The sequence below is a fragment of the Pannonibacter sp. Q-1 genome, assembly GCF_054073275.1.
The window spans coordinates 324,204-342,969 of record NZ_JBSXNB010000005.1; the positions used below are offsets into that span (position 1 = coordinate 324,204).

General features: G+C 64.2%; 19 protein-coding genes. 13 read left to right on the forward strand and 6 right to left on the reverse strand.

Annotated features, from left to right (window positions below; all coding sequences use genetic code 11):
• Positions 1-11: 11 nt before the first annotated feature.
• The 6 genes from phnK (at position 12) to ACVNHC_RS16430 (ending at position 5,574) form a co-directional block, all read left to right on the forward strand.
• Positions 12-773 carry a phosphonate C-P lyase system protein PhnK gene (gene phnK / locus ACVNHC_RS16405; protein WP_208977349.1) on the forward strand — a complete coding sequence of 254 codons (762 nt, stop codon included), beginning with the start codon at positions 12-14 and terminating at the stop codon, positions 771-773.
• 3 nt (positions 774-776) lie between these two features.
• Positions 777-1,460 carry a phosphonate C-P lyase system protein PhnL gene (phnL, locus tag ACVNHC_RS16410; RefSeq protein ID WP_457168086.1) on the forward strand — a complete coding sequence of 228 codons (684 nt, stop codon included), beginning with the start codon at positions 777-779 and terminating at the stop codon, positions 1,458-1,460.
• A gap of 208 nt (positions 1,461-1,668) precedes the next feature.
• Positions 1,669-2,676, forward strand: coding sequence for a sulfate ABC transporter substrate-binding protein (locus ACVNHC_RS16415; protein WP_457168088.1), 1,008 nt, complete (start codon positions 1,669-1,671; stop codon positions 2,674-2,676).
• A gap of 124 nt (positions 2,677-2,800) precedes the next feature.
• Positions 2,801-3,625: a sulfate ABC transporter permease subunit CysT gene (gene cysT / locus ACVNHC_RS16420; RefSeq protein ID WP_019963628.1), complete on the forward strand. Its 825-nt coding sequence runs from the start codon at positions 2,801-2,803 to the stop codon at positions 3,623-3,625.
• Between the two features lie 3 nt (positions 3,626-3,628).
• On the forward strand, positions 3,629-4,534 hold the full coding sequence (cysW, locus tag ACVNHC_RS16425; protein ID WP_050474320.1) for a sulfate ABC transporter permease subunit CysW: 906 nt from the start codon (positions 3,629-3,631) through the stop codon (positions 4,532-4,534).
• On the forward strand, positions 4,531-5,574 hold the full coding sequence (locus tag ACVNHC_RS16430; RefSeq protein WP_457168091.1) for a sulfate/molybdate ABC transporter ATP-binding protein: 1,044 nt from the start codon (positions 4,531-4,533) through the stop codon (positions 5,572-5,574). The genes cysW and ACVNHC_RS16430 overlap by 4 nt, the downstream gene beginning before the upstream one ends.
• 35 nt (positions 5,575-5,609) lie before the next feature.
• On the opposite strand, the gene mepA is transcribed toward ACVNHC_RS16430, so the two are convergent.
• Both mepA and ACVNHC_RS16440 read right to left on the reverse strand, forming a co-directional pair.
• On the reverse strand, positions 5,610-6,623 hold the full coding sequence (mepA, locus tag ACVNHC_RS16435; RefSeq protein ID WP_457168093.1) for a penicillin-insensitive murein endopeptidase: 1,014 nt from the start codon (positions 6,621-6,623) through the stop codon (positions 5,610-5,612).
• Between the two features lie 147 nt (positions 6,624-6,770).
• Positions 6,771-7,862, reverse strand: coding sequence for a patatin-like phospholipase family protein (locus ACVNHC_RS16440; RefSeq protein WP_457168095.1), 1,092 nt, complete (start codon positions 7,860-7,862; stop codon positions 6,771-6,773).
• A gap of 205 nt (positions 7,863-8,067) precedes the next feature.
• On the opposite strand from ACVNHC_RS16440, the gene ACVNHC_RS16445 reads away from it, so the two are divergent.
• Positions 8,068-9,684 carry a pyruvate kinase gene (locus tag ACVNHC_RS16445; RefSeq protein ID WP_457168097.1) on the forward strand — a complete coding sequence of 539 codons (1,617 nt, stop codon included), beginning with the start codon at positions 8,068-8,070 and terminating at the stop codon, positions 9,682-9,684.
• Between the two features lie 16 nt (positions 9,685-9,700).
• Here ACVNHC_RS16445 and ACVNHC_RS16450 read toward each other — a convergent pair whose 3' ends face one another.
• From ACVNHC_RS16450 to ACVNHC_RS16465, 4 genes are all read right to left on the reverse strand, one after another.
• Positions 9,701-10,237, reverse strand: coding sequence for a GNAT family N-acetyltransferase (locus tag ACVNHC_RS16450; protein ID WP_457168267.1), 537 nt, complete (start codon positions 10,235-10,237; stop codon positions 9,701-9,703).
• Between the two features lie 136 nt (positions 10,238-10,373).
• Entirely contained in the window at positions 10,374-10,946 is a 573-nt protein-coding gene (locus tag ACVNHC_RS16455) for a helix-turn-helix domain-containing protein (protein WP_457168099.1), read from the reverse strand.
• A 64-nt stretch (positions 10,947-11,010) separates the two neighbouring features.
• Positions 11,011-11,829, reverse strand: a complete 819-nt coding sequence (locus ACVNHC_RS16460) for a class II glutamine amidotransferase (RefSeq protein ID WP_457168101.1) — start codon at positions 11,827-11,829, stop codon at positions 11,011-11,013.
• Between the two features lie 224 nt (positions 11,830-12,053).
• Positions 12,054-12,431 carry a tautomerase family protein gene (locus tag ACVNHC_RS16465; protein WP_050474326.1) on the reverse strand — a complete coding sequence of 126 codons (378 nt, stop codon included), beginning with the start codon at positions 12,429-12,431 and terminating at the stop codon, positions 12,054-12,056.
• A gap of 132 nt (positions 12,432-12,563) precedes the next feature.
• On the opposite strand from ACVNHC_RS16465, the gene ACVNHC_RS16470 reads away from it, so the two are divergent.
• The 6 genes from ACVNHC_RS16470 to phnE (ACVNHC_RS16495) all read left to right on the forward strand — a co-directional run bounded on the left by ACVNHC_RS16470 (position 12,564) and on the right by phnE (ACVNHC_RS16495) (position 18,715).
• On the forward strand, positions 12,564-13,160 hold the full coding sequence (locus tag ACVNHC_RS16470) for a hypothetical protein (protein WP_374629197.1): 597 nt from the start codon (positions 12,564-12,566) through the stop codon (positions 13,158-13,160).
• Between the two features lie 130 nt (positions 13,161-13,290).
• The gene (locus tag ACVNHC_RS16475) at positions 13,291-14,349 is read left to right on the forward strand and encodes an aromatic ring-hydroxylating oxygenase subunit alpha (protein WP_122519116.1); all 1,059 of its coding nucleotides are present in this window, start codon (positions 13,291-13,293) and stop codon (positions 14,347-14,349) included.
• A 276-nt stretch (positions 14,350-14,625) separates the two neighbouring features.
• The gene (gene phnC / locus ACVNHC_RS16480; protein ID WP_050474329.1) at positions 14,626-15,462 is read left to right on the forward strand and encodes a phosphonate ABC transporter ATP-binding protein; all 837 of its coding nucleotides are present in this window, start codon (positions 14,626-14,628) and stop codon (positions 15,460-15,462) included.
• A 64-nt stretch (positions 15,463-15,526) separates the two neighbouring features.
• The gene (gene phnD / locus ACVNHC_RS16485; RefSeq protein WP_058898170.1) at positions 15,527-16,426 is read left to right on the forward strand and encodes a phosphonate ABC transporter substrate-binding protein; all 900 of its coding nucleotides are present in this window, start codon (positions 15,527-15,529) and stop codon (positions 16,424-16,426) included.
• A 77-nt stretch (positions 16,427-16,503) separates the two neighbouring features.
• Positions 16,504-17,382, forward strand: coding sequence for a phosphonate ABC transporter, permease protein PhnE (gene phnE, locus ACVNHC_RS16490; RefSeq protein WP_050474331.1), 879 nt, complete (start codon positions 16,504-16,506; stop codon positions 17,380-17,382).
• A 1-nt stretch (position 17,383) separates the two neighbouring features.
• Positions 17,384-18,715 carry a phosphonate ABC transporter, permease protein PhnE gene (gene phnE / locus ACVNHC_RS16495; protein WP_457168104.1) on the forward strand — a complete coding sequence of 444 codons (1,332 nt, stop codon included), beginning with the start codon at positions 17,384-17,386 and terminating at the stop codon, positions 18,713-18,715.
• Positions 18,716-18,766: the final 51 nt, after the last annotated feature.

An 18,766-nucleotide genomic window follows, 5' to 3' on the forward strand; every position in this document is an offset into this window, starting at 1 on the left:
TTCACCAGACCATCACGGACACACCGCTTCTGAAGGTGTCCGGCCTCACCCGGCGCTATGGCGCCCGCATCGGCTGCGCCGATGTGTCCTTCGATCTTTACCCCGGCGAGGTGCTGGGCATCGTCGGGGAAAGCGGTTCGGGCAAATCCACCCTGCTGTCCTGCCTTGCCGGACACCAGCAGCCGGATGAAGGGGCTGTTCTCTATGACGGGCGCGACGTGCTGGCCATGGCGGAAACCGCAAGACGGCGGCTGTCGCGCACCGAATGGGCCTATGTGCACCAGAACCCGCGTGACGGCTTGCGCATGGGCGTTTCCGCTGGCGGCAATGTGGGCGAGCGGCTGATGGCTGTCGGCGCCCGGCATTACGGCGCGATCCGCGACAAGGCCACGGACTGGCTGGGACGGGTGGAAATCGCCGCCGACCGCATCGACGACCGCCCCTCCGCCTTTTCCGGCGGCATGCAGCAGCGCCTGCAGATCGCCCGCAATCTGGTCACCGGCCCGCGCCTCGTCTTCATGGACGAGCCGACCGGCGGGCTGGACGTGAGCGTGCAGGCGCGGCTTCTCGACCTGCTGCGCGGGCTGGTGCGCGACCTTGGCCTGTCGGTGATCATCGTCACCCATGACCTTGCGGTGGTGCGGCTTCTCGCCGACCGGCTGATGGTGATGAAATCGGGCCGCGTGGTGGAGCAGGGCCTCACCGATCAGGTGCTGGACGATCCGCAGCATGCCTATACCCAGCTTCTCGTTTCCTCCGTCCTGCAGGTGTAGGCCATGATCCGGATTGTAAACCTGTCAAAGTCCTTCACTCTGCACAATCAGGGCAGCGCCGTAATCCCGGTGATGGAAGGGGCGAGCCTCACCGTCGAACCGGGCGAGTGCATCGGTCTCACCGGTCAGTCAGGCGCGGGCAAGTCCACGCTGATGCGGATGATCTACGGCAATTATCTGGCTGCCGGCGGGCAGATCGTCGTGGGCGGCACCGATGTGACGAAGGCCGAGCCGCGCCAGATCATCCGCCTGCGCCGCGAGACGCTGGGCTATGTCAGCCAGTTCCTGCGCGTGGTGCCGCGTGTGCCTGCACTGGATGTGGTGGCTGAGCCGCTGCTGCAACTGGGCACGCCGCTGGAGGAGGCCCGGGCGCGCGCTGCGGATCTGCTGCGCCGGCTCAATATCCCCGAAAGGCTCTGGCAGCTTTCCCCCACCACCTTCTCCGGCGGGGAGCAGCAGCGCGTCAACATTGCCCGTGGCTTTGCCCATGCCTATCCGGCCCTGCTACTGGATGAGCCCACCGCAAGCCTTGATGCCGCCAACCGGGAAGTGGTGCTCTCCTTCATTCAGGAAGCCAAGGCGCGCGGCGCTGCCATCATCGGCATTTTCCACGACGAGGAAGCCCGTGCCCGCATCTGCACCCGGCTGGTGGATGTGACCGGCTTCACGCCCAAAGCGGCGGCGTGATCCGGTGTCACCTGCCGGGCATTCTTTAAGGACGCAGGCCATCCTGCGTCCTCCTCCCGGTCCTTTGCTGTCAACAGGAACAGCACACCCCGGATTGGCAGCAATTTGGCATAGGTTTTTCCTCTTGGCGCCTGCCGAAGACCGCCATGCCTCGTGTCCTGCCATGCCTTGATTATGCTTTGGGCAACATCAAACGGGGGTTCTCATCATGACGTTCAAGGCTCTTCTGGCAGCCGGTGCTGCTGCCGCCGCACTTCTGACCGCGCCGCTGCAGGCCTCTGCCGCCGACAAGCTGCTCAATGCCTCCTATGACATTGCCCGCGAACTCTTCGTCGAGGTCAACGAGGCCTTCATTGCCGATTACAAGGCAAAGACGGGCAAGGATGTCTCCATCGACCAGTCGCACGCCGGCTCTTCCAAGCAGGCCCGCGCCATTCTGGAAGGCATGGAAGCAGACGTGGTGACCTTCAACCAGACCACGGACATCAACGCTCTGGTCAAGGGCGGTGCCGTGTCGGCGGACTGGGTGGAAGACTTCCCGAACCGCGCGTCTCCCTATTACTCCCTGCCGGCCTTCCTGGTGCGCGAGGGCAATCCGAAGAACATCAAGGACTGGAGCGATCTCGTCCGCGACGACGTGAAGGTGATCTTCCCGAACCCGAAGACCTCCGGCAATGCCCGCTACACCTATCTGGCGGCCACCGCCTATGCCCGTGAAGCCTTCAACGGCGACGAGGCCAAGGTGGACGAGTTCATCGCAAAACTCTTCGCCAACGTGCCGGTGTTCGACACGGGCGGGCGCGGCTCCACCACCACCTTCGTGGAGCGCGGCACCGGCGACGTGCTGATCACCTTCGAGGCCGAGACCAAGGGCATCGCCAAGGAATTCGGCGAAGACAAGTTTGATCTCGTCACCCCGTCCGTCAGCATTCTGGCCGAGTTCCCGGTCGCCATCGTTGACCGTGTGGTCGATGCCCGCGGCTCCCGCGATCTCGCCAAGGCCTATCTCGACTTCCTCTATGCGCCGGAAGGCCAGCGCATCGTGGCCGCCCGCGGCAACCGGGTGCATGATGAAGCGGTGAAGGCCGAGTTCAAGGACAGCTTCCCCGAAGTCCGCCTCGTCACCGTGGAAGACGTCTTCGGCGGCTGGGACAAGGCACAGGAAGAGCACTTTGCCTCCGGCGCCAAGCTTGACAAGCTGTTCGGAAACCGCTGATTTCCCTGCGCAATCAAAGCATCTGAGATCGGCGGGCCCGTGCCTGCCGGTTTCGGCTTGAAAGGGGCCGCGCCCCGTAACCTGAGGACCGTCACCTGAGGACCGCCACACCAGGAGAAGCCGGATGAGGCACCGCCGCGTCCTGCCGGGACTGCCGCTATCGCTCGGCGTCACGCTGTTCTATGTCAGCCTGATCGTGCTGCTGCCGCTGGGCGCGCTGGTCTACAAGGCCGCCAGCCTCGGCCCAACGGCCTATTGGCAGATCGTCTCCTCCGAACGGGCGGTGGCGAGCTACATGGTCACGGCCGGTTCCGCACTGGCGGCAACGCTGTTCAATCTGGTCTTCGGCCTCATTCTGGCCTGGGTGCTGGTGCGCTACGAGTTTCCCGGCAAGCGGCTGATCGATGCCATGGTGGACCTGCCCTTTGCCCTGCCGACAGCGGTGGCCGGCATTGCGCTGACCACGCTCTTCGTGGAAACCGGCTGGATCGGGCAGTTCCTTGCGCCTTTCGGCATCAAGGTCGCCTACACGCCGCTCGGCATCATGGTGGCGATGGCCTTCACCAGCCTGCCCTTCATCGTGCGCACGGTGCAGCCGGTGCTGGAGGATCTTGATCCGGCGCTGGAGGAAGCGGCGCAGTCGCTCGGCGGTTCGGATGCGCGGATTTTCCGCAATGTGATCCTGCCGCTGCTGACCCCGGCGCTGCTGGCTGGCACCTCGCTCGCCTTTGCCCGCAGCCTTGGCGAATTCGGCGCCATCATCTTCATTGCCGGCAACCAGCCGTTCCAGACCGAGATCACGGCGCTTCTCGCCTTCATCCGGCTGGAGGAATACGAATATCAGGCCGCCGCCGCCATCGCCTCGGTCATGCTGATCACCGCCTTTGTCATGCTGGCCATCACCAACCTGCTGCAGGCTCGTGCCCTGCGCTACATGTCGAGGGGCTGAGCCATGGCCTATGCCCACACCTCCCGCAAGCCGCCCCGCGTCGGCGACAGCCCGGCCATCCGCCGCACGCTGATCGGCATCGTGCTGGGCGTTGGCGCCATCGTGCTGCTGGCGCCGCTGCTCGTCATCTTCGCGCAGGCCTTCAGCAAGGGCTTCGGCTTCTTCGCGGCCACCATCGCCCAGCCGGACACGCTGCATGCCATCGGCCTGACGGTGCTGACCGCGCTCATCGCCGTGCCCATCAACACGGCCTTCGGCATTGCCGCCGCCTGGGCCGTCACCAAATTCGACTTCCCGGGCAAGCGGCTGCTGATCGTCGTCATCGAGATCCCCTTCTCCATCTCGCCGATCGTGGCGGGCGTCGCCTATATGTTCGTCTATGGGCTGCAGGGCCTGTTCGGGCCGATGCTCCAGTCGGCAGATGTCAAGATCCTCTTTGCCCTGCCGGGCATCGTGCTTGCCTCCATGTTCGTCACGGCTCCCTTTGTGGCGCGCGAACTGATCCCGCTGATGCAGGCGCAGGGGCGTGATCTCGAAGAAGCGGCGACCTCGCTGGGCGCTTCGGGCTGGCGCACCTTCCTGACGGTGACGCTGCCGAACATCCGCTGGGCCATGCTCTATGGCGTGGTGCTGTGCAACGCCCGCGTCATGGGCGAGTTCGGAGCGGTTTCCGTGGTATCGGGTAATATCCGCGGCCAGACCAACACGCTGCCGCTGCATGTGGAACTGCTCTACCACGACTACAACACGGCTGGCGCCTTTGCGGCGGCCGCCATTCTCACGGTGCTGGCGCTGGTCACGATCATCGCCAAGCTGCTTCTGGAACGCGTTGGTGCAGGCCGTGCCTCGCGCCCGGCGCTTGCCGGTGCTCCGCTTTCCGGTGATCAGGCCAAGGGTGAAAAGCCATGAAAATCGTCCTCGACACTGTGGTGAAGACCTTCAACACCTTCCGCGCGGTGCGCGGTGTCTCGCTGGAAATCGAAAGCGGTGAGTTGGTCGCCCTGCTCGGTCCTTCGGGCTCCGGCAAGACGACGATCCTGCGCATGGTGGCGGGCCTGGAATATGCCGATGAGGGCCGCATCCTCTTCGGCACGGAAGATGCCACAAACATCCCCGTGCGCGACCGGGGTGTGGGCTTCGTGTTCCAGCACTACGCCCTCTTCCCGCATATGACCGTCGCCGAAAACATCGCCTTCGGCATGAAGGTCTCCAAGACCCGACGCAGCCGTCAGGAAATCGCGGACCGGGTGGCGGAACTGCTGTCGCTGGTGCGTCTTGCCGGTCTTGGCGACCGCTTCCCCTCGCAGATTTCCGGCGGCCAGCGCCAGCGCGTCGCTCTGGCCCGGGCGCTCGCCGTTGACCCGAAGGTGCTGCTGCTGGACGAGCCTTTCGGCGCGCTCGACGCCAATGTGCGCCGCGACCTGCGCCGCTGGCTGCGCGAGATCCATGACGAGCTGGGCATCACCACGCTGTTCGTCACGCACGATCAGGAAGAGGCGCTGGATCTGGCCGACCGGGTGGTCATCCTCAATGAAGGCCGCATCGAGCAACAGGGCACCCCGCGCGATGTCTGCCGCACCCCGGCCTCGCCTTTCGTCACCCGCTTCCTCGGCGATGCCAACCGCTTCACCGGCGAGGCCCGCGATGGCGCGCTGCTGGTGGATGGCCAGCCGGTGGGCACCAGCGGAGAGGCGAGCGGGCCGGTGGAAATCTACGTCCGCCCCGCAGATCTTGGCTGGCAGAGGGAAGCGGACGGCGGCATCCCCGCCACCGTGCAGCGCGTCATCGACCATCCGGGTGGCCGCCGCCTGATCGTCCGCGCCACCGGCAACGGTGCGCCGGGAGAGGCTCTGGAGCTGGAAGTGCCGTCGACCACGGATGTCAACGCTGGCGAAACCGGGCGCCTCACCATCCGCAAGGCCGACATCTTCCCGCTGGCCGGGCTCTGAGCTTCAGACCCGCCGGGCCTCAGCGGCCCAAGCCTTCAACGGGCGGTCAGAACCTCGCCGCAGGTCTTCGGCAGGGCGGCAAGGGCCAGCGGGCGTTTCTTCTGTACGGGGGGCGGCTTGCCGGTTTCCGGGTCGATCTTCGGCACCCACGGGCCGTCCGCCAGCCAGGACGCCAGTTCCGTGCCGCAGCCGTCGCCCTGCGGCGGCTCGTCCTGATCGGCACAGCCCACGCTGCCCGCCGGGCAGGACATGCGCACGTGGAAATGATAGTCGTGGCCCCACCAGGGCCGCACCTTGCGCAGCCAGGCCCGGTCGCCGGTTTCGAACTGGCACAGCGCCTTCTTGATCGCCGGATTGACGAAGATGCGCGCAACGCGCCGGTCTTTCGCCGCAAGGCGGATCAGCGCCGCATGAGTATCGGTCCAGCGCCGCGGGTCCACGCTGCGGTCGGCGCCTGCCACATCCTGCGGCTGCTTGACCATGGAGATGGCGGAGATGTTTTCCCGCTCGTCCCGGCTCAGCACCCGGTCCGGCATCGGCGTCAGCCAGATATCCGCGTCCAGGCCGATCTGGTGGCTGGAATGACCTGAGGTCATCGGCCCGCCGCGCGGCTGGGACAGATCGCCCACCAGCAGCCCGCGCCAGCCCACCTTCGGGGCCTTCGTCGCGAAGTCCTCCAGAAAGCTGATCAGGGCCGGATGGCCCCAGTTGCGGTTGCGCGACAGGCGCATGACCTGCCAGGAGGGGCCATTGATGGGCAGGGCCGAGGCCCCTGCCAGGCAGCCCTTGGCGTAAGAGCCGATGGCGCGGGAGGCGAGCGGCGCCGGGTCTCTCATGGCACCGAAATAATCCTTGGCCGGAGCATTGGGATCCAGATTGCGCGGCTGCCGTGACGCCGCCGCCTCGCGTGCGGCCGGCTTTGCCACAGGCGTGCCGGAGGCTTCCACCACCTGGGCAGCGTCAAACAGGCCGGAAAGCCCCAAAGCGGTGAGGGCAAAAGCAAGACGCCGGGCCGCAGTTGGCCGGGGAACACAGGAAAGATAAGCCATGAGCACTGAAATCCGTGGCGCGGGCCATGATGACCCTTGCCGGTGAATCTCAACAGAGTCGGGCGCTGAGGGCAAGCCTGCCGCGATCACGGACATGTCAGCCACCGCTTCCGGGCCGGTCTTTCATGTGTCCTTTTAGCCCCCTTTTCAGGCCGCTTCCCGCTCCTTTCCGGCAGTCGTGCCGGCCTCCTCAGCCTCTTCGTAGCTGGCTGCAATCAGTGCCGCCAGTTCATCCAGCACCAGCGTCTGATCGCGGATGATCCGGTCGGCCGCGCCGTTGAGCAGGATGAGATTGCCGGGCCGGCCATTGTCCATCTCCTCGGCCTCCGGCGGCAGCTCGCCGTCAAAGCGGTAATAGGCGGGGCCGTCGAGATCGGCGAAAACCTGTTCCGCCAGACCGGCGGTGGCGGCCGCATGCCCGTCCTGCAGCACCGAGAGCAGCGGTGCGCCGTTCGACGGCAGCATCCAGCCGAGCGCGCCCCAGCGGCAGGCAGGCCCGAATTCGAAGGCCCGTCCGCCAGCATGGCCGGTACCCAGCGAGATCACCACGATATCTTCCGCCGCCCAGCCCATGCGGCGGGCCTGCGCATAGGCGGCCAGCGCCGGATTGCCGAGCATGGCCGAGCCGCTGATCATCGCCTCGTTGCAGCCCCGGGTGAGATTGTCGATGCGGGCAGGCTCAAAGAACGACGGCTCGGCCATGGAGGCGCGCACCGCTTCCCAGAAGTAATAATCATCCGGCCGCGCCCCATCGGTCCCCGGCGCGCTGGACATCATCACCAGATTGCGCCGTTCGATGTCATAGGCCGGCAGCATCACATGGGTGAGGGCGCTGGCCATGGAGGTCCAGCCGAACCGGTCCTTCAGCATCCGCTCCAGCGGGCGGGCATCATAGCGCTCGTCGAAGAGGCCAAGCGGGTTGGTGACAAAGCGGCCCAGGCGCTTGCTGAAGCTGTAGGTGAACAGCTCGCGCGCCTCGACCTCGAAGAAATGGCGCAGGTCCGACAGGGTGCCCGCCGCTTCTCCCCCGGCGCCGCCGTTGCGCGGTGCGGCAAGGGCCGCTGCAACAAGGCCGCTGGCAGAGGTGCCGCAGATCAGACTGAAAATCTGGTGCAGGGGCCGGGTCACGCCCGCGCGGCGCAAGCGCCCGTCGAGGGCCTCCAGAACGCGCAAGGGGATGATGCCTCTGATTCCGCCGCCGTCCATGGACAGGATGAAATGCTTCGCCTTTCTGCTCACCGCAGGCCTCCTTGGTCTTCTCCCCGGCCAACAGATCCCTCTCCCCCGAGTGAAGATCACTGCCGGGCGCTGTCCCGTACCCGGCAGTGAGTGTTGACGAGGATTGCGACGAAGGGAAGGCGGAAGACGGCGTGTTTTCCGTGCCGCTTGCGCAAGGTCAAGGTTCTGTCATGGGCGGATGCTACCAAAATGGCGGAGGTGCGCCATGGATGAGCATGATATGACCGCCGTAAATTCTGCCGCTGATGCAAAGCCTGCAACTGCCCGCAAGAGCCCGGCCCGGACACGCAAGCCTGCGGCGTCAAAGCCGAAGGCGCCAGAGGGCACGGTGCTGCCCGCAGATCCTGCACTGGTGGAGTTGCAGGCAGATGTGGCCCACCTTGCCGCCTCCGTCGCCGCAGATGGCGCTGCACTGGCCACGCGTTGGGACGGCTGGGTGGAGACGCCGGAATTTGCCCCGAGCGCAGCGAACCTTTCGCATTATCTTGCCCTGCGGCACAGGGATCTGCGGCCGCTGCAAAGGCGGCTGATGGCGGCGGGCCTGTCCTCCCTCGGCCGGGCGGAGAGCCGCGTGATGCCAACGCTCCATGCGGTGGAGCGCCTGCTGGGCGCCGCCACGGGGCAAGAGCTGACGGCATCCGTTTCATCTGCGGCGCAGGTTGAACATTTCTTCGCCGGTGAGGAGCGCATCCGGGAGAGGGCCGATGCTCTGCTGGGTGCCTTGCAGGAAACGCGCCCGGCACGGCTGCTCGTCACGGTTCCGGGGGAGGCTGCCGGCGATCCTGCCTTCTTTACTGAGCTGGCTAATCTTGGTGTGGAAGCGGTGCGCATCAACTGCGCCCATGATGGGGAAAGCGCCTGGGCTTCGATGATCGCCCATGTGGAGGCCGCCGCCCATGCCACCGGCCGCCGGATGAAGGTGATGATGGATCTGCCGGGCCCGAAAATCCGCACCGGGGCCCTGAAGAAAGGCAAGAACGGCAGCCGGGTCTTCCCGGAAAGCGAATTGGCCGTGGTGCGGCCGGGCCACCTTGACGCGGCGCCGCGCAAACTGCCGGCAATCGAATGCGAGCTGGGTCAGGCCCTGGAAGCGGCCGAACCGGGGCACCGCGTCTTCATTGATGACGGCAAGCTGGCCGCAACCGTTCTGTCGGCACAGGACTGGGGGCTGGTGCTGGGCATCGACACCGGTCCTGAAATCGAAGGCTACAAGCTGAAGCCCGAGAAGGGCATCAACTTCCCCGACAGCGATGTGCTGGTGCCGGCCCTGACCGCCGATGACCGGGAGTTGCTGCCCTTCGTCGCGCGCCATGCAGACGGGGTGGAGTTCTCCTTCGTGCAGACCCCGGAAGACGTGGAAGAGCTGCAGGCAGCGCTTGCCCGGGAATGCCCGGAAGACTGGCGCAGCATCGGCCTTGTCCTGAAGATCGAGACCCGCCGCGCCGTGCGCAACCTGCCGGACATGCTGGTGCGCGCAGCCGGGCGCCAGCCCACCGCCGTGATGATCGCCCGCGGCGACCTGGCGGTGGAAATCGGCTTTGCCCGGCTGGCAGAGATGCAGGAGGAAATCCTCTGGCTCTGCGAAGCCGCGCATGTGCCGGTGATCTGGGCGACGCAGGTGATGGAGAGCCTGATGAAGACCGGGATCGCCTCACGCGGGGAAATGACCGACGCCGCCATGGCCGCACGCGCCGAATGCGTCATGCTCAACAAGGGTCCGCATCTCTTCCGGGGCATTGCCGTGCTGGAAGGGCTGCTGACGCGCATGGGCGGGCACATGCACAAGAAGGCCCACCTGCTGCGCAGCCTGCAGAGCTGGTAGGCTTCACCTTGGGTTATCAGCCTGGAGACGCCAGCACCTTGTAGAAGAAGGTGCAGCCCTCCGGCTCACCGCTCTGCGGGTGATTGGCATAGGCGGGAATGCGGCCGAGGATCTGGTAGCCGAGCTTGAGATAGAGCTGTTCGGCTGAATCGCCTTCGCGGGTGTCGAGGGTGATGAGGCTGCGGCCCCTCTCGTGCGCCAGCCACTCCACCTCACGCATCAACCCTTCCGCTATGCCACGGCGGCGGAAGTCCGGATGAACCAGCAGCTTGCGCACATCGGCCCGGTGCAGCTGGTTGGGCGGGGTGTCGCAGGCCAGTTGCACCGTTCCGGCAATGCGGCCCTCCACAACGGCCAGCAGCAGATCGCTGTCGCCGCTGGCGACGGACGGGGCCACCTTCTGTTCAAAGAAACGGCGGGCGTCCTCCCGCGTGAAGGGCTCCACGAAACTGACGCTGGCACCGCCGCTGACGCAGCCGAGGAGCACGTCTGCAAGGCCATCAAGGCATGCATCATCCAGCTGCGCCGGGCTACGGCGCAGGTCAAGGGTCATACCGGACAAGGAAGATCTCCTACGTAGGGGGGCTTGTACCAAGGCTTTCGATGCTGGCGCATCACGCCTTGAAATTGCTCAGGTGCCGCACGGGCTTGACCAACTCCCGATGAGTCAAGCTCATCGGGAGTTGGTCTCAAACCATGAAAATCAGGTAGCAGGCGCCGGTTTCTGCCGGCGTTTCGAAGCTGTTGCCGCCGTAGAGCTGAAACCGCAGGCAGTCACCGGGCGCCAGCGCATGCGCTTCGCCGTCGAGCGTCACGGTCAGCTTGCCATCCAGCATCACCAGATGGTGCTCAAGGCCGGGGCGGGGCGGGGCTTCATAGGTGATGGATGTGCCGGGCGGCAGAACGGACTCCAGCACCTCACCCGACAGCGCGCTGGTGGGGGGAGAGATGACACGGCGGCGGTGGCCGGTTTCCGGGTCCGTCCAGACGGGTTGGGCCTCCCGCCGCACCACGGCGGGAAAGGCATCCTCCGCCATCTGCATCAGCCGCGACAGGGTCAGCCCATGCGCGGTGCAGAGCTTGGCCAGTACGGCCGTGGTCGGGCTGACTTCGGCATTTTCCAGCCGTGACAGGGTGGCGCGGCTGACGCCGCTGAGGGCCGCCAGCTGATCAAGCGAAAGCCCCTTTTCCTGGCGCAATTGGCGCAGGCGCTGGGCAATCTGCTGATCAAGTTCAGCTTGGTCTGATTTCTTGTTTTCCATATTTGGGATTAAATCCCAAATATGGAAAGTCGTCAAGCGAGGATGAGGGCAGGTCTGAAAAAACTCAGCAGGCCGCTTCCAGAACGCGCTCTGCCGTGCCGCTCAGGGGCACGGCCAGCGGCGTTTGCTCAACACCGGTCGCGGACAGGCGGTAAAGGTGGCCCTGTTCCACCGGACGCCAGCGCGCGCAGGCGCCTTCCAGCGGCTCCGAAGCAAAGGCGCGGCCGCCATGGTCCAGGCATTCGGAGATGTAAAGCGTGGGCGCTGCCGCATCGTCGGCGTAGCGGAAGGCGAAAAGCTCCGTGCCTTCGGTGAAGACACAGGTGAGCCGGATGGGCTTTTCGCCGGTGGTCCGCCGGGCGGCGATATCCAGCACCTGCGTGAGCGTCAGATCCAGCGCGGCACGCGGGTTCTCCTCCAGGCCGTTGGTCAGGAGCAGCAGGAAGAAGAGTTCGGAATCCGTTGTGCCCCGGCGCAGCGCGTAGAAATCCTCATTGATGAGCATTTCCATCTCGCGGCGGATGCGGGCGAAATCACCGATGTTGCCATTGTGCATGAAGGCCCAGCGGCCATGGGCGAAGGGATGGCAATTGTCCCGTGACGTCGCTCCTGTCGTCGCTGCGCGCACATGCGCCAGAAACAGCCGCGACGTCACCAGCCGGCAGATGCTCTGCAGATTGGTGTCGGCCCAGGCCGGCAGCACATCCTTGAACAGGCCGGGCTCTGCTGCATGGCCATACCAAGCAATGCCGAACCCGTCGCCATTGACCCTGAGCTTTGCCTCCTGCGCATCCAGGCTCTGCACGAGCAGGGAATGCCGGGGCTTGGCAATGATGTTTTCGAGCGGGATCTCGGTTCCGAGATAGGCAGCCAGACGGCACATGGTTGGGGGCGACCTGCAAACTGTTGCGACAGGGAGGGAATGGGCGGCAGCCAGCGAAGCAACCTTCCAATCCCGGCAAGATTAAGGACACTGAGCCGGGATTGGATACGGATTTTCCGTCAGGATCCGTCCTATCCTGGGGAATCGTCCCACCCAAGCATTAACACTTCGATATTTTTCGCCCCCGCGGGGAGATTGGGCCGCGTGTTCCAGAGCGGAACGGGTCAGGTGTATTGCGCAATGCCCCGGCCGAAGGACCAGCAGTCACGCGGCACTTCGATGAGGGAGACCATCACATCGTCATGCAGGACGCCCGCCTTACGGCCGAGCTTGTCGCAGATGGCCTTGTAGAGGTTTTTCTTCATCTCGACGCTGCGGGTGTTGCTGACGGTGATCTGGATCAGCAGAAAGGCATCACTGCGCTCCATCTCGGGGAACGAGCCAAAGAAGAAGTCCTCCCGCGTCTTTTCATTGAAGACCATGTACTGGTCGTCATGAGGGATGTCGAAGCGGGTCATCAGCGCCTCATGGATGCATTCCATGATGAGCTGTTTTTCCTCGGCGCTGCGGCCGGGAAGCGAGAAGATCTGTGTGACCGGCATAATCGTTTCCTCCGTTTCAATCCTCCCCGGCCCGGCCCCCCAGCCCCCGAAAGATTGGTTAATGATGCGTTAATCTTTTCCCCCGAAACTCCACTTCAGATTCGCCGCCCGCAGCCCAGGATGGAGCCCGGAATGCAGCTTTCGATCCAGACGACGACAACCTCCGCCAGCCTGCTTTCCGTGACCCAGTCCTCCGCTGGTGCGTCCGGCAACCCGGCGGCAGGCAAGGCTGGCTCCGGACCTTCAACCAAAGATAGCGCAAGTACTTCTCTTCTGGAAGCTGCAGCCAAAAAAGCTGAAGAAGATGCTGTCGTCATCAATGCCCTGCGCGACGCTGCGCAGAAGGGCAAAACTGACGAAAAGGAAAGCGGGAAAAAATCTCTCGCCAGCATTGAAGATTATACGGATACCGCCAACAAGATCCGTTCGGCCATCGGTGAAAATGCGAGCGGCAGCTCCGGTTCCGCGTCTGTTGCCTACGAAAGCGCAACCATTACGGAGACCCTGATCGAAGGCGAGATCGGCGGCCAGAAGATTTCTGCCTCCTTCGTGTCCTATGACCGCGTTTCCTATGACAGCGCGACCGGCCTTTCGGCCCGTTCCGCCAGCGCAGGCAGCATCAATGTCAGCGGCAATGGCGTGTCCTCCAGCTACCAGAGCGCGTCGGTTTCCTCGCTCTATGCGGGCACGCGCGAACAGATCGGCACGCTTCTCTCCAGCGCCGCCTGAGGCCTTCCTGTCCGGCCAGCATCCGTAATGCTGCGGACCGGGCCGCTGCATCGAAGCCTTGAGCCTGCCGTCCTGCTCGGGTACACCCGGACAAAAGAGGCTTCGGCGGCCGGTTTCAGGGTGACTTCAGGTGGATAATCTCAAGGCGGAACTTCTGCGCGGTCTGTGGTACGTGGCCTGTCCGGGTGCGGAGATCAAACCCGGCGTGATGACCGGCAAGAAGCTGATGGGCGACATGGTGCTGCTGGGCCGGGACAAGGCCGGCAAGGTGTTCGCCCTGCGCGACATCTGCCCGCACCGGGGCATCCCCCTGCGCCACGGCAAGTTCGACGGCGAGACCGTGCAATGCTGCTATCACGGCTGGCGCTTTGATACGGATGGCGTCTGCGTCGATATTCCCTCTACCCACGAAGATCAGACCATCGACTTTTCCAAGATCACCTGCGGCGCCTATCCCGTCGTGGAGCAGCAGGGGCTGATCTGGGTCTATTTCGCCGCCAATGGCGAAAGCCCGGCGGAAGGCCGCCAGCCGCAGCCGCCGATGCTGCCGGACTTTGCGGTGGAGCAGGGGCCGGCCCTGCACATCATGCAGCACTTCGTCTGTTCGGTGGACCATGCGGCCCTCGGCCTGATGGACCCGACCCACGCGGCCTTCGTGCATACCTCCTGGTGGTTCAAGAAGAACGCTGCGAAGCTGCGCCCCAAGCGCAAGCTGTTCGAGCCGTCCGAACTGGGCTGGGCCATGGTGCGCCACAAGCTGCCGCCGCAGAACATTGCCTACAAGCTGCTGGGCGATGATGTGACCACGGAAATCCGCTACATGCTGCCGGGCCTGCGCATCGAGCATATCAAGGGCTCGAAGCACTCCGTCGTCGGCCTGACCACCATCACCCCGGTGAGTGAGGACGAGACGGAAGTGCGGCAGATGTTCTGGGCCAGCATGGGCTGGATCGGGCCGTTCAAGCCGCTGATCCGCCACCTGATGAATGTCTTCCTCGGTCAGGACCGCCGCGTCGTCATCCAGCAGCGTGAGGGGCTGGAGTACAATCCCAAGCTCATGCTGATCAATGATGCAGATACGCAAGGGCGCTGGTGGATGCAGTTGAAGCGGGAATGGTCCGCCTCACAGGCCGAGGGGCGCGCGTTCGTCAATCCGGTGCGTGGCCGTGAGCTGCGCTGGATGAGCTGAAACGTCTGCCACAGCCTGCCTTGTCATCAACCTCCCGGCCTTCCCCCGAAGGCCGGGATTTTTGTGAACGCCTGCAGGTCATCTGAACAGCGCAGTGCAGGGTTGATATTTAGCCGAAGAATAAACCTTTCAGGATTTCTCTTTTTATTTCAGTATATTGCTGCATAAAATAATGAAAAAGATAACTGGCTAAATCTATTCGCATGATCTTCATGCTTCCTACAAGAAACTGTCACACAGGAGCACTAGGTTACGCCGAGCAAAAAGGGGTGGCCAATGCTGGAAGTCAGGGAAGTTACGCGTCTGTTCGGTCAGAAGGCGGCTGTGAACCGGATCAGTTTCGAAGTCACCGGTCCCGCCTTCGTCGGCATCATCGGCCGGTCCGGAGCGGGCAAGTCGACTTTCCTGCGCATGATGAACCGCCTGACGGATGCCAGTGCCGGTGAAATCCTGGTTGAGGGCCGCAACATCCTGGCGCTGAAGGGGGCGGCCTCGCGGGCCTGGCAGTCCCAGTGCGCCATGATCTTCCAGCAGTTCAATCTGGTGCCGCGCATGGATGTGGCCTCCAACGTGCTGCACGGCATCCTGAACCGCCGCTCCACGATCGAGACGATGTTCAGCCTCTGGTCCCGCGCCGATATTCTCAAGGCGCTCGAAATTCTGGACCGGCTTGGCATCGCCGAGCAGGCGCCGAAGCGGGCGGAGGCTCTCTCCGGCGGCCAGCAGCAGCGCGTCGCCATTGCCCGCGCCCTGATGCAGGATCCGAAGATCATTCTGGCTGACGAGCCGATCGCCAGCCTGGATCCCATGAATGCGCAGATCGTCATGGACACGCTGAAGAAGATCAACGTGGAAGATGGCCGCATGGTGATCGCCAACCTGCACACGCTCGACACCGCGCGGCGCTACTGCGACCGGGTGATCGGCATGCGCGACGGCGAAGTGGTGTTTGACGGCACGGCGGACGAACTGACGACCAGCGTTGCCCGCGAGATTTACGGAGCCGATGACAGCTTCAACGAAGCTGCCACCTCCACAAGCATTCCGGCGGATGCAAAGGCTGACGACCCGGCGTGGTCCCAGCCCGCCTACGCCGCCGCGATGGTGTCCTGACGGTCCCGGCCTGATTCCGGACCCAAGCCGGTTCAGGCCCCTATTCTGTGAAAATGGAGTTCTCATGAAGAAGCTGCTTCTGGCGACTGCCCTCTCGCTTGCCTGCACCACCGTTGCCGGTGCGCAGGAAAAGATCACCCAGTTCAACATCGGCATCCTCGGCGGTGAAAACGCCCAGGACCGCATGACCTCGAACGAGTGCTTCCGCGTCAAGGTGGAAGAAGCCCTCGGCGTTCCGGTCAAGCTCTTCACCCCGGCCGACTATGACGGCGTGATCCAGGGCATGCTCGGCGGTTCGATCGACTTCGCCGGCCTCGGCGCTTCGGCCTATGCCAAGATCTACCTGACCAACGCTGAAGCCGTTGAGCCGGTTCTGACCAAGCAGAATCTCGACGGCTCCACCGGCTACTACTCGATCGGTTTTGCCCGCAAGGACAGCGGCATCACCTCGATCGAAGACGCCAAGGGCAAGCGCTTTGCCTTCGCCGATCCGAACTCCACCTCCGGCTATCTGGTTCCGGGCGCAGAGCTGCAGGACACCTATGGCAAGCTGGACCAGTACTTCGGTGAAGTGCGTTTCTCCGGCGGCCATGAGCAGTCCATCGTTGGCGTCGCCAACGGCGACTTTGATGCCGCTGTAAGCTGGGCTGACGGCCTTGGCGAATGGGAAGACGGCTACAACTCCGGTGCTTTCCGCAAGGCAGCTGACGCCGGCATCGTGGACATGAACGATCTCGTCGAGATCTGGAAGTCCAAGCTGATCCCGGAAGGCCCCTTCGTGATCCGCAAGGCTCTGCCGGACGACGTGAAGGCCAAGGTCACCGCCATTGCCGACACCATGTGGCAGGATGATCCCAAGTGCGCCTATGCCCTGTCGCATGGCGACGCCAAGGATCTGGTGCCGGTGACCCATGATGCCTACCTCGGCATCATCGCAGCCCGCAAGCTGCAGGAAGCCAAGTAAGCCTTCCGCATATCCATGCCGGGCTCCAGTGATGGAGCCCGGCACTCGCATTTTTCAGGGCACCATTTCAGGGCACCATGACCAATCTCGCGTACGGAGCTGATGGCGGCAGCCGCAAGGGCGTTGCCTCGCATCATGAAGCCTATCTGGAGATGACGCGGCGCAAGCGCCTTTATGGCGGCGTGCTGCTGCTGTTCTTCATCATGCTGTTCTCCTCCGGCTGGATCATGGCCGACGGGCGCAATGCCGGCGGCTTCTGGAACGGCCTGTCGCAGGTTTTCGACTTTCCCTCCGAAGTGCTGGCTGAAGCCTGGGCCAAGCGGGCGGTGCTGCCCGGCCTGATGGCCGATCATTTTGCCTCGCTGATCGAAACGGTGAACATCGCCGCCACGGCAACACTCATGGGCGCGCTGGCCGCCATGCTGCTGGCGCTGCTGGCCACCCGCAGCCTTGCCCGCTGGCCCCGCCTTGTGCCGCTGTTCCGCCGGATGATGGACGCCCTGCGCGCCATTCCGGAGATCGTCGTGGCGCTGGTGCTCGTCTTCATTCTCGGCGGCGGCCCCGTGCCGGCCGTTATCGCCATCGCCCTGCACACGGCAGGCGCGCTTGGCAAGCTCTTCTCGGAAGTGGCGGAAAACGCAGATCTGAAGCCGGTCGAAGGCCTCGCCTCCGTGGGTGCCTCCTGGATGCAGAAGATGTGGCTCGGCATCATTCCGCAGGTGTCGCCGAACTGGCTCTCCTATGCGCTGATGCGTTTTGAGATCAACGTCCGCGCTTCCGCCATTCTGGGCTTCGTCGGCTCCGGGGGCATCGGCTATGACCTGAAGATCGCCATGCAATGGGGCCAGGGCCGCTACGACGAGGTGGTGGCCATCTTCCTGATGCTCTTCGTGACAATCGTGCTGATCGACCGGCTGTCGGACCATGCCCGTCACAGGCTGGTGAAAGGACACTGACATGGCCACCATGGACATGCCGCAGACGGCGGACCTCAACAGCACCATCCTCACCCGCTTCCGTAACCGCCGCATCGCAGCCTTCGCGGTGCCGGGGCTGATCCTGGCCTATCTCGCCTATGCGGCCTTTGCCTTCGATCTGGCGGGCCTTGCGCAGCGGGCAAGACTGGACAATGCGGCCATCCTGCTGGCGGACTTCTGGTCCTACAAGGTGCATGTGACGCGCGACAACCGCAACGGCGCCTTGTCCGTGGCCGTCGAAGGTGAAAACAAGGGCACCTATCCGGAAGGCATGCTGCCGGACTGGGTGACCAGTGACGGCACCACGACCGTGGTCGATCTGGGCGATGGCCACGTCGTCACCTATGACGCGGCAGGGGCGCGCTATGACGTGCCGGGGTATGGCGTCATCGATATCCAGCCCGAAGGCAATGGCCTGAAGCTGACGGCCCCGCAGCCGCTGCCGGACTGGATCAATGCCTCGGACACCCGCGTGTCCGTGACGACCAAGGCCGGCCGCTTTGCCTACACCCGCTCCAAGGTGGAAACCTTCCGCTATTTCCCGGGCTGGGAGCTGTTCTTCTTCACCCTCGACAGCCCCTTCTACGGCAAGGGCCCGCTGGAACTGATGAACCTTGCGCTCTGGGGCGAACGGCTCAATCCGGAACTGGCCAATGCGTCGGCCATGCTGCATGACTTCTGGACCAACCGGATGTGGCGGCATGGGGATGTGATGTGGGCCATGTTTGAAACCATGCTGATGGCTTTCCTCGGCACGGCTGGTGCCGCGCTGATCGCCTTCCCGCTCAGCTTCCTTGCGGCGCGCAACTTCAACCCGCTGGGGCCGTTCCGCTTTGCCGCTCGCCGCGTGTTCGACTTCATCCGCGGTGTGGATGGCCTGATCTGGACCATCATCCTGTCGCGCGCCTTCGGCCCCGGCCCGATGACCGGTGCCCTGGCCATCATGATCACGGACACGGGCAGCTTTGGCAAACTCTTCTCCGAAGCGCTGGAAAACATCGACGAGAAGCAGGTGGAGGGCGTGCGCTCCACCGGCGCCAATGCGGTGCAGCGCGCCCGCTTCGGCGTCATCCCGCAGGTGATGCCGGTGCTGCTCAGCCAGGCGCTCTACTTCCTTGAATCCAACACCCGCAGTGCCACGGTGATCGGTGCCATTGTGGGTGGCGGCATCGGCCTGCTGCTGACGCAGGCCATCCAGACCCAGCGCGACTGGGAAGAGGTGGCCTATTACATGACGCTGATCGTGCTGATGGTCATGGCCATGGACAGCCTGTCCGGCTGGCTGCGCAAGAAGCTGATCAAGGGCGAGTGAGCTGGGGCGAGTGAGCAGGGGCGAATACTACAAGATCCCGGTGAGGCTGCC

Excerpts from the sequence above, each read along its gene's own strand:
- phnL (WP_457168086.1), top strand. The coding sequence starts at position 777 with ATGATCCGGATTGTAAACCTGTCAAAGTCCTTCACTCTGCACAATCAG.
- cysW (WP_050474320.1), top strand. The coding sequence starts at position 3,629 with ATGGCCTATGCCCACACCTCCCGCAAGCCGCCCCGCGTCGGCGACAGC.
- ACVNHC_RS16470 (WP_374629197.1), top strand. The coding sequence starts at position 12,564 with ATGCAGCTTTCGATCCAGACGACGACAACCTCCGCCAGCCTGCTTTCC.
- mepA (WP_457168093.1), bottom strand. The coding sequence starts at position 6,623 with ATGGCTTATCTTTCCTGTGTTCCCCGGCCAACTGCGGCCCGGCGTCTT.
- ACVNHC_RS16465 (WP_050474326.1), bottom strand. The coding sequence starts at position 12,431 with ATGCCGGTCACACAGATCTTCTCGCTTCCCGGCCGCAGCGCCGAGGAA.
- ACVNHC_RS16430 (WP_457168091.1), top strand. The coding sequence starts at position 4,531 with ATGAAAATCGTCCTCGACACTGTGGTGAAGACCTTCAACACCTTCCGC.
- cysT (WP_019963628.1), top strand. The coding sequence starts at position 2,801 with ATGAGGCACCGCCGCGTCCTGCCGGGACTGCCGCTATCGCTCGGCGTC.
- phnE (WP_457168104.1), top strand. The coding sequence starts at position 17,384 with ATGGCCACCATGGACATGCCGCAGACGGCGGACCTCAACAGCACCATC.
- ACVNHC_RS16455 (WP_457168099.1), bottom strand. The coding sequence starts at position 10,946 with ATGGAAAACAAGAAATCAGACCAAGCTGAACTTGATCAGCAGATTGCC.
- ACVNHC_RS16460 (WP_457168101.1), bottom strand. The coding sequence starts at position 11,829 with ATGTGCCGTCTGGCTGCCTATCTCGGAACCGAGATCCCGCTCGAAAAC.
- phnC (WP_050474329.1), top strand. The coding sequence starts at position 14,626 with ATGCTGGAAGTCAGGGAAGTTACGCGTCTGTTCGGTCAGAAGGCGGCT.
- ACVNHC_RS16450 (WP_457168267.1), bottom strand. The coding sequence starts at position 10,237 with ATGACCCTTGACCTGCGCCGTAGCCCGGCGCAGCTGGATGATGCATGC.
- ACVNHC_RS16445 (WP_457168097.1), top strand. The coding sequence starts at position 8,068 with ATGGATGAGCATGATATGACCGCCGTAAATTCTGCCGCTGATGCAAAG.
- ACVNHC_RS16415 (WP_457168088.1), top strand. The coding sequence starts at position 1,669 with ATGACGTTCAAGGCTCTTCTGGCAGCCGGTGCTGCTGCCGCCGCACTT.
- phnE (WP_050474331.1), top strand. The coding sequence starts at position 16,504 with ATGACCAATCTCGCGTACGGAGCTGATGGCGGCAGCCGCAAGGGCGTT.
- phnD (WP_058898170.1), top strand. The coding sequence starts at position 15,527 with ATGAAGAAGCTGCTTCTGGCGACTGCCCTCTCGCTTGCCTGCACCACC.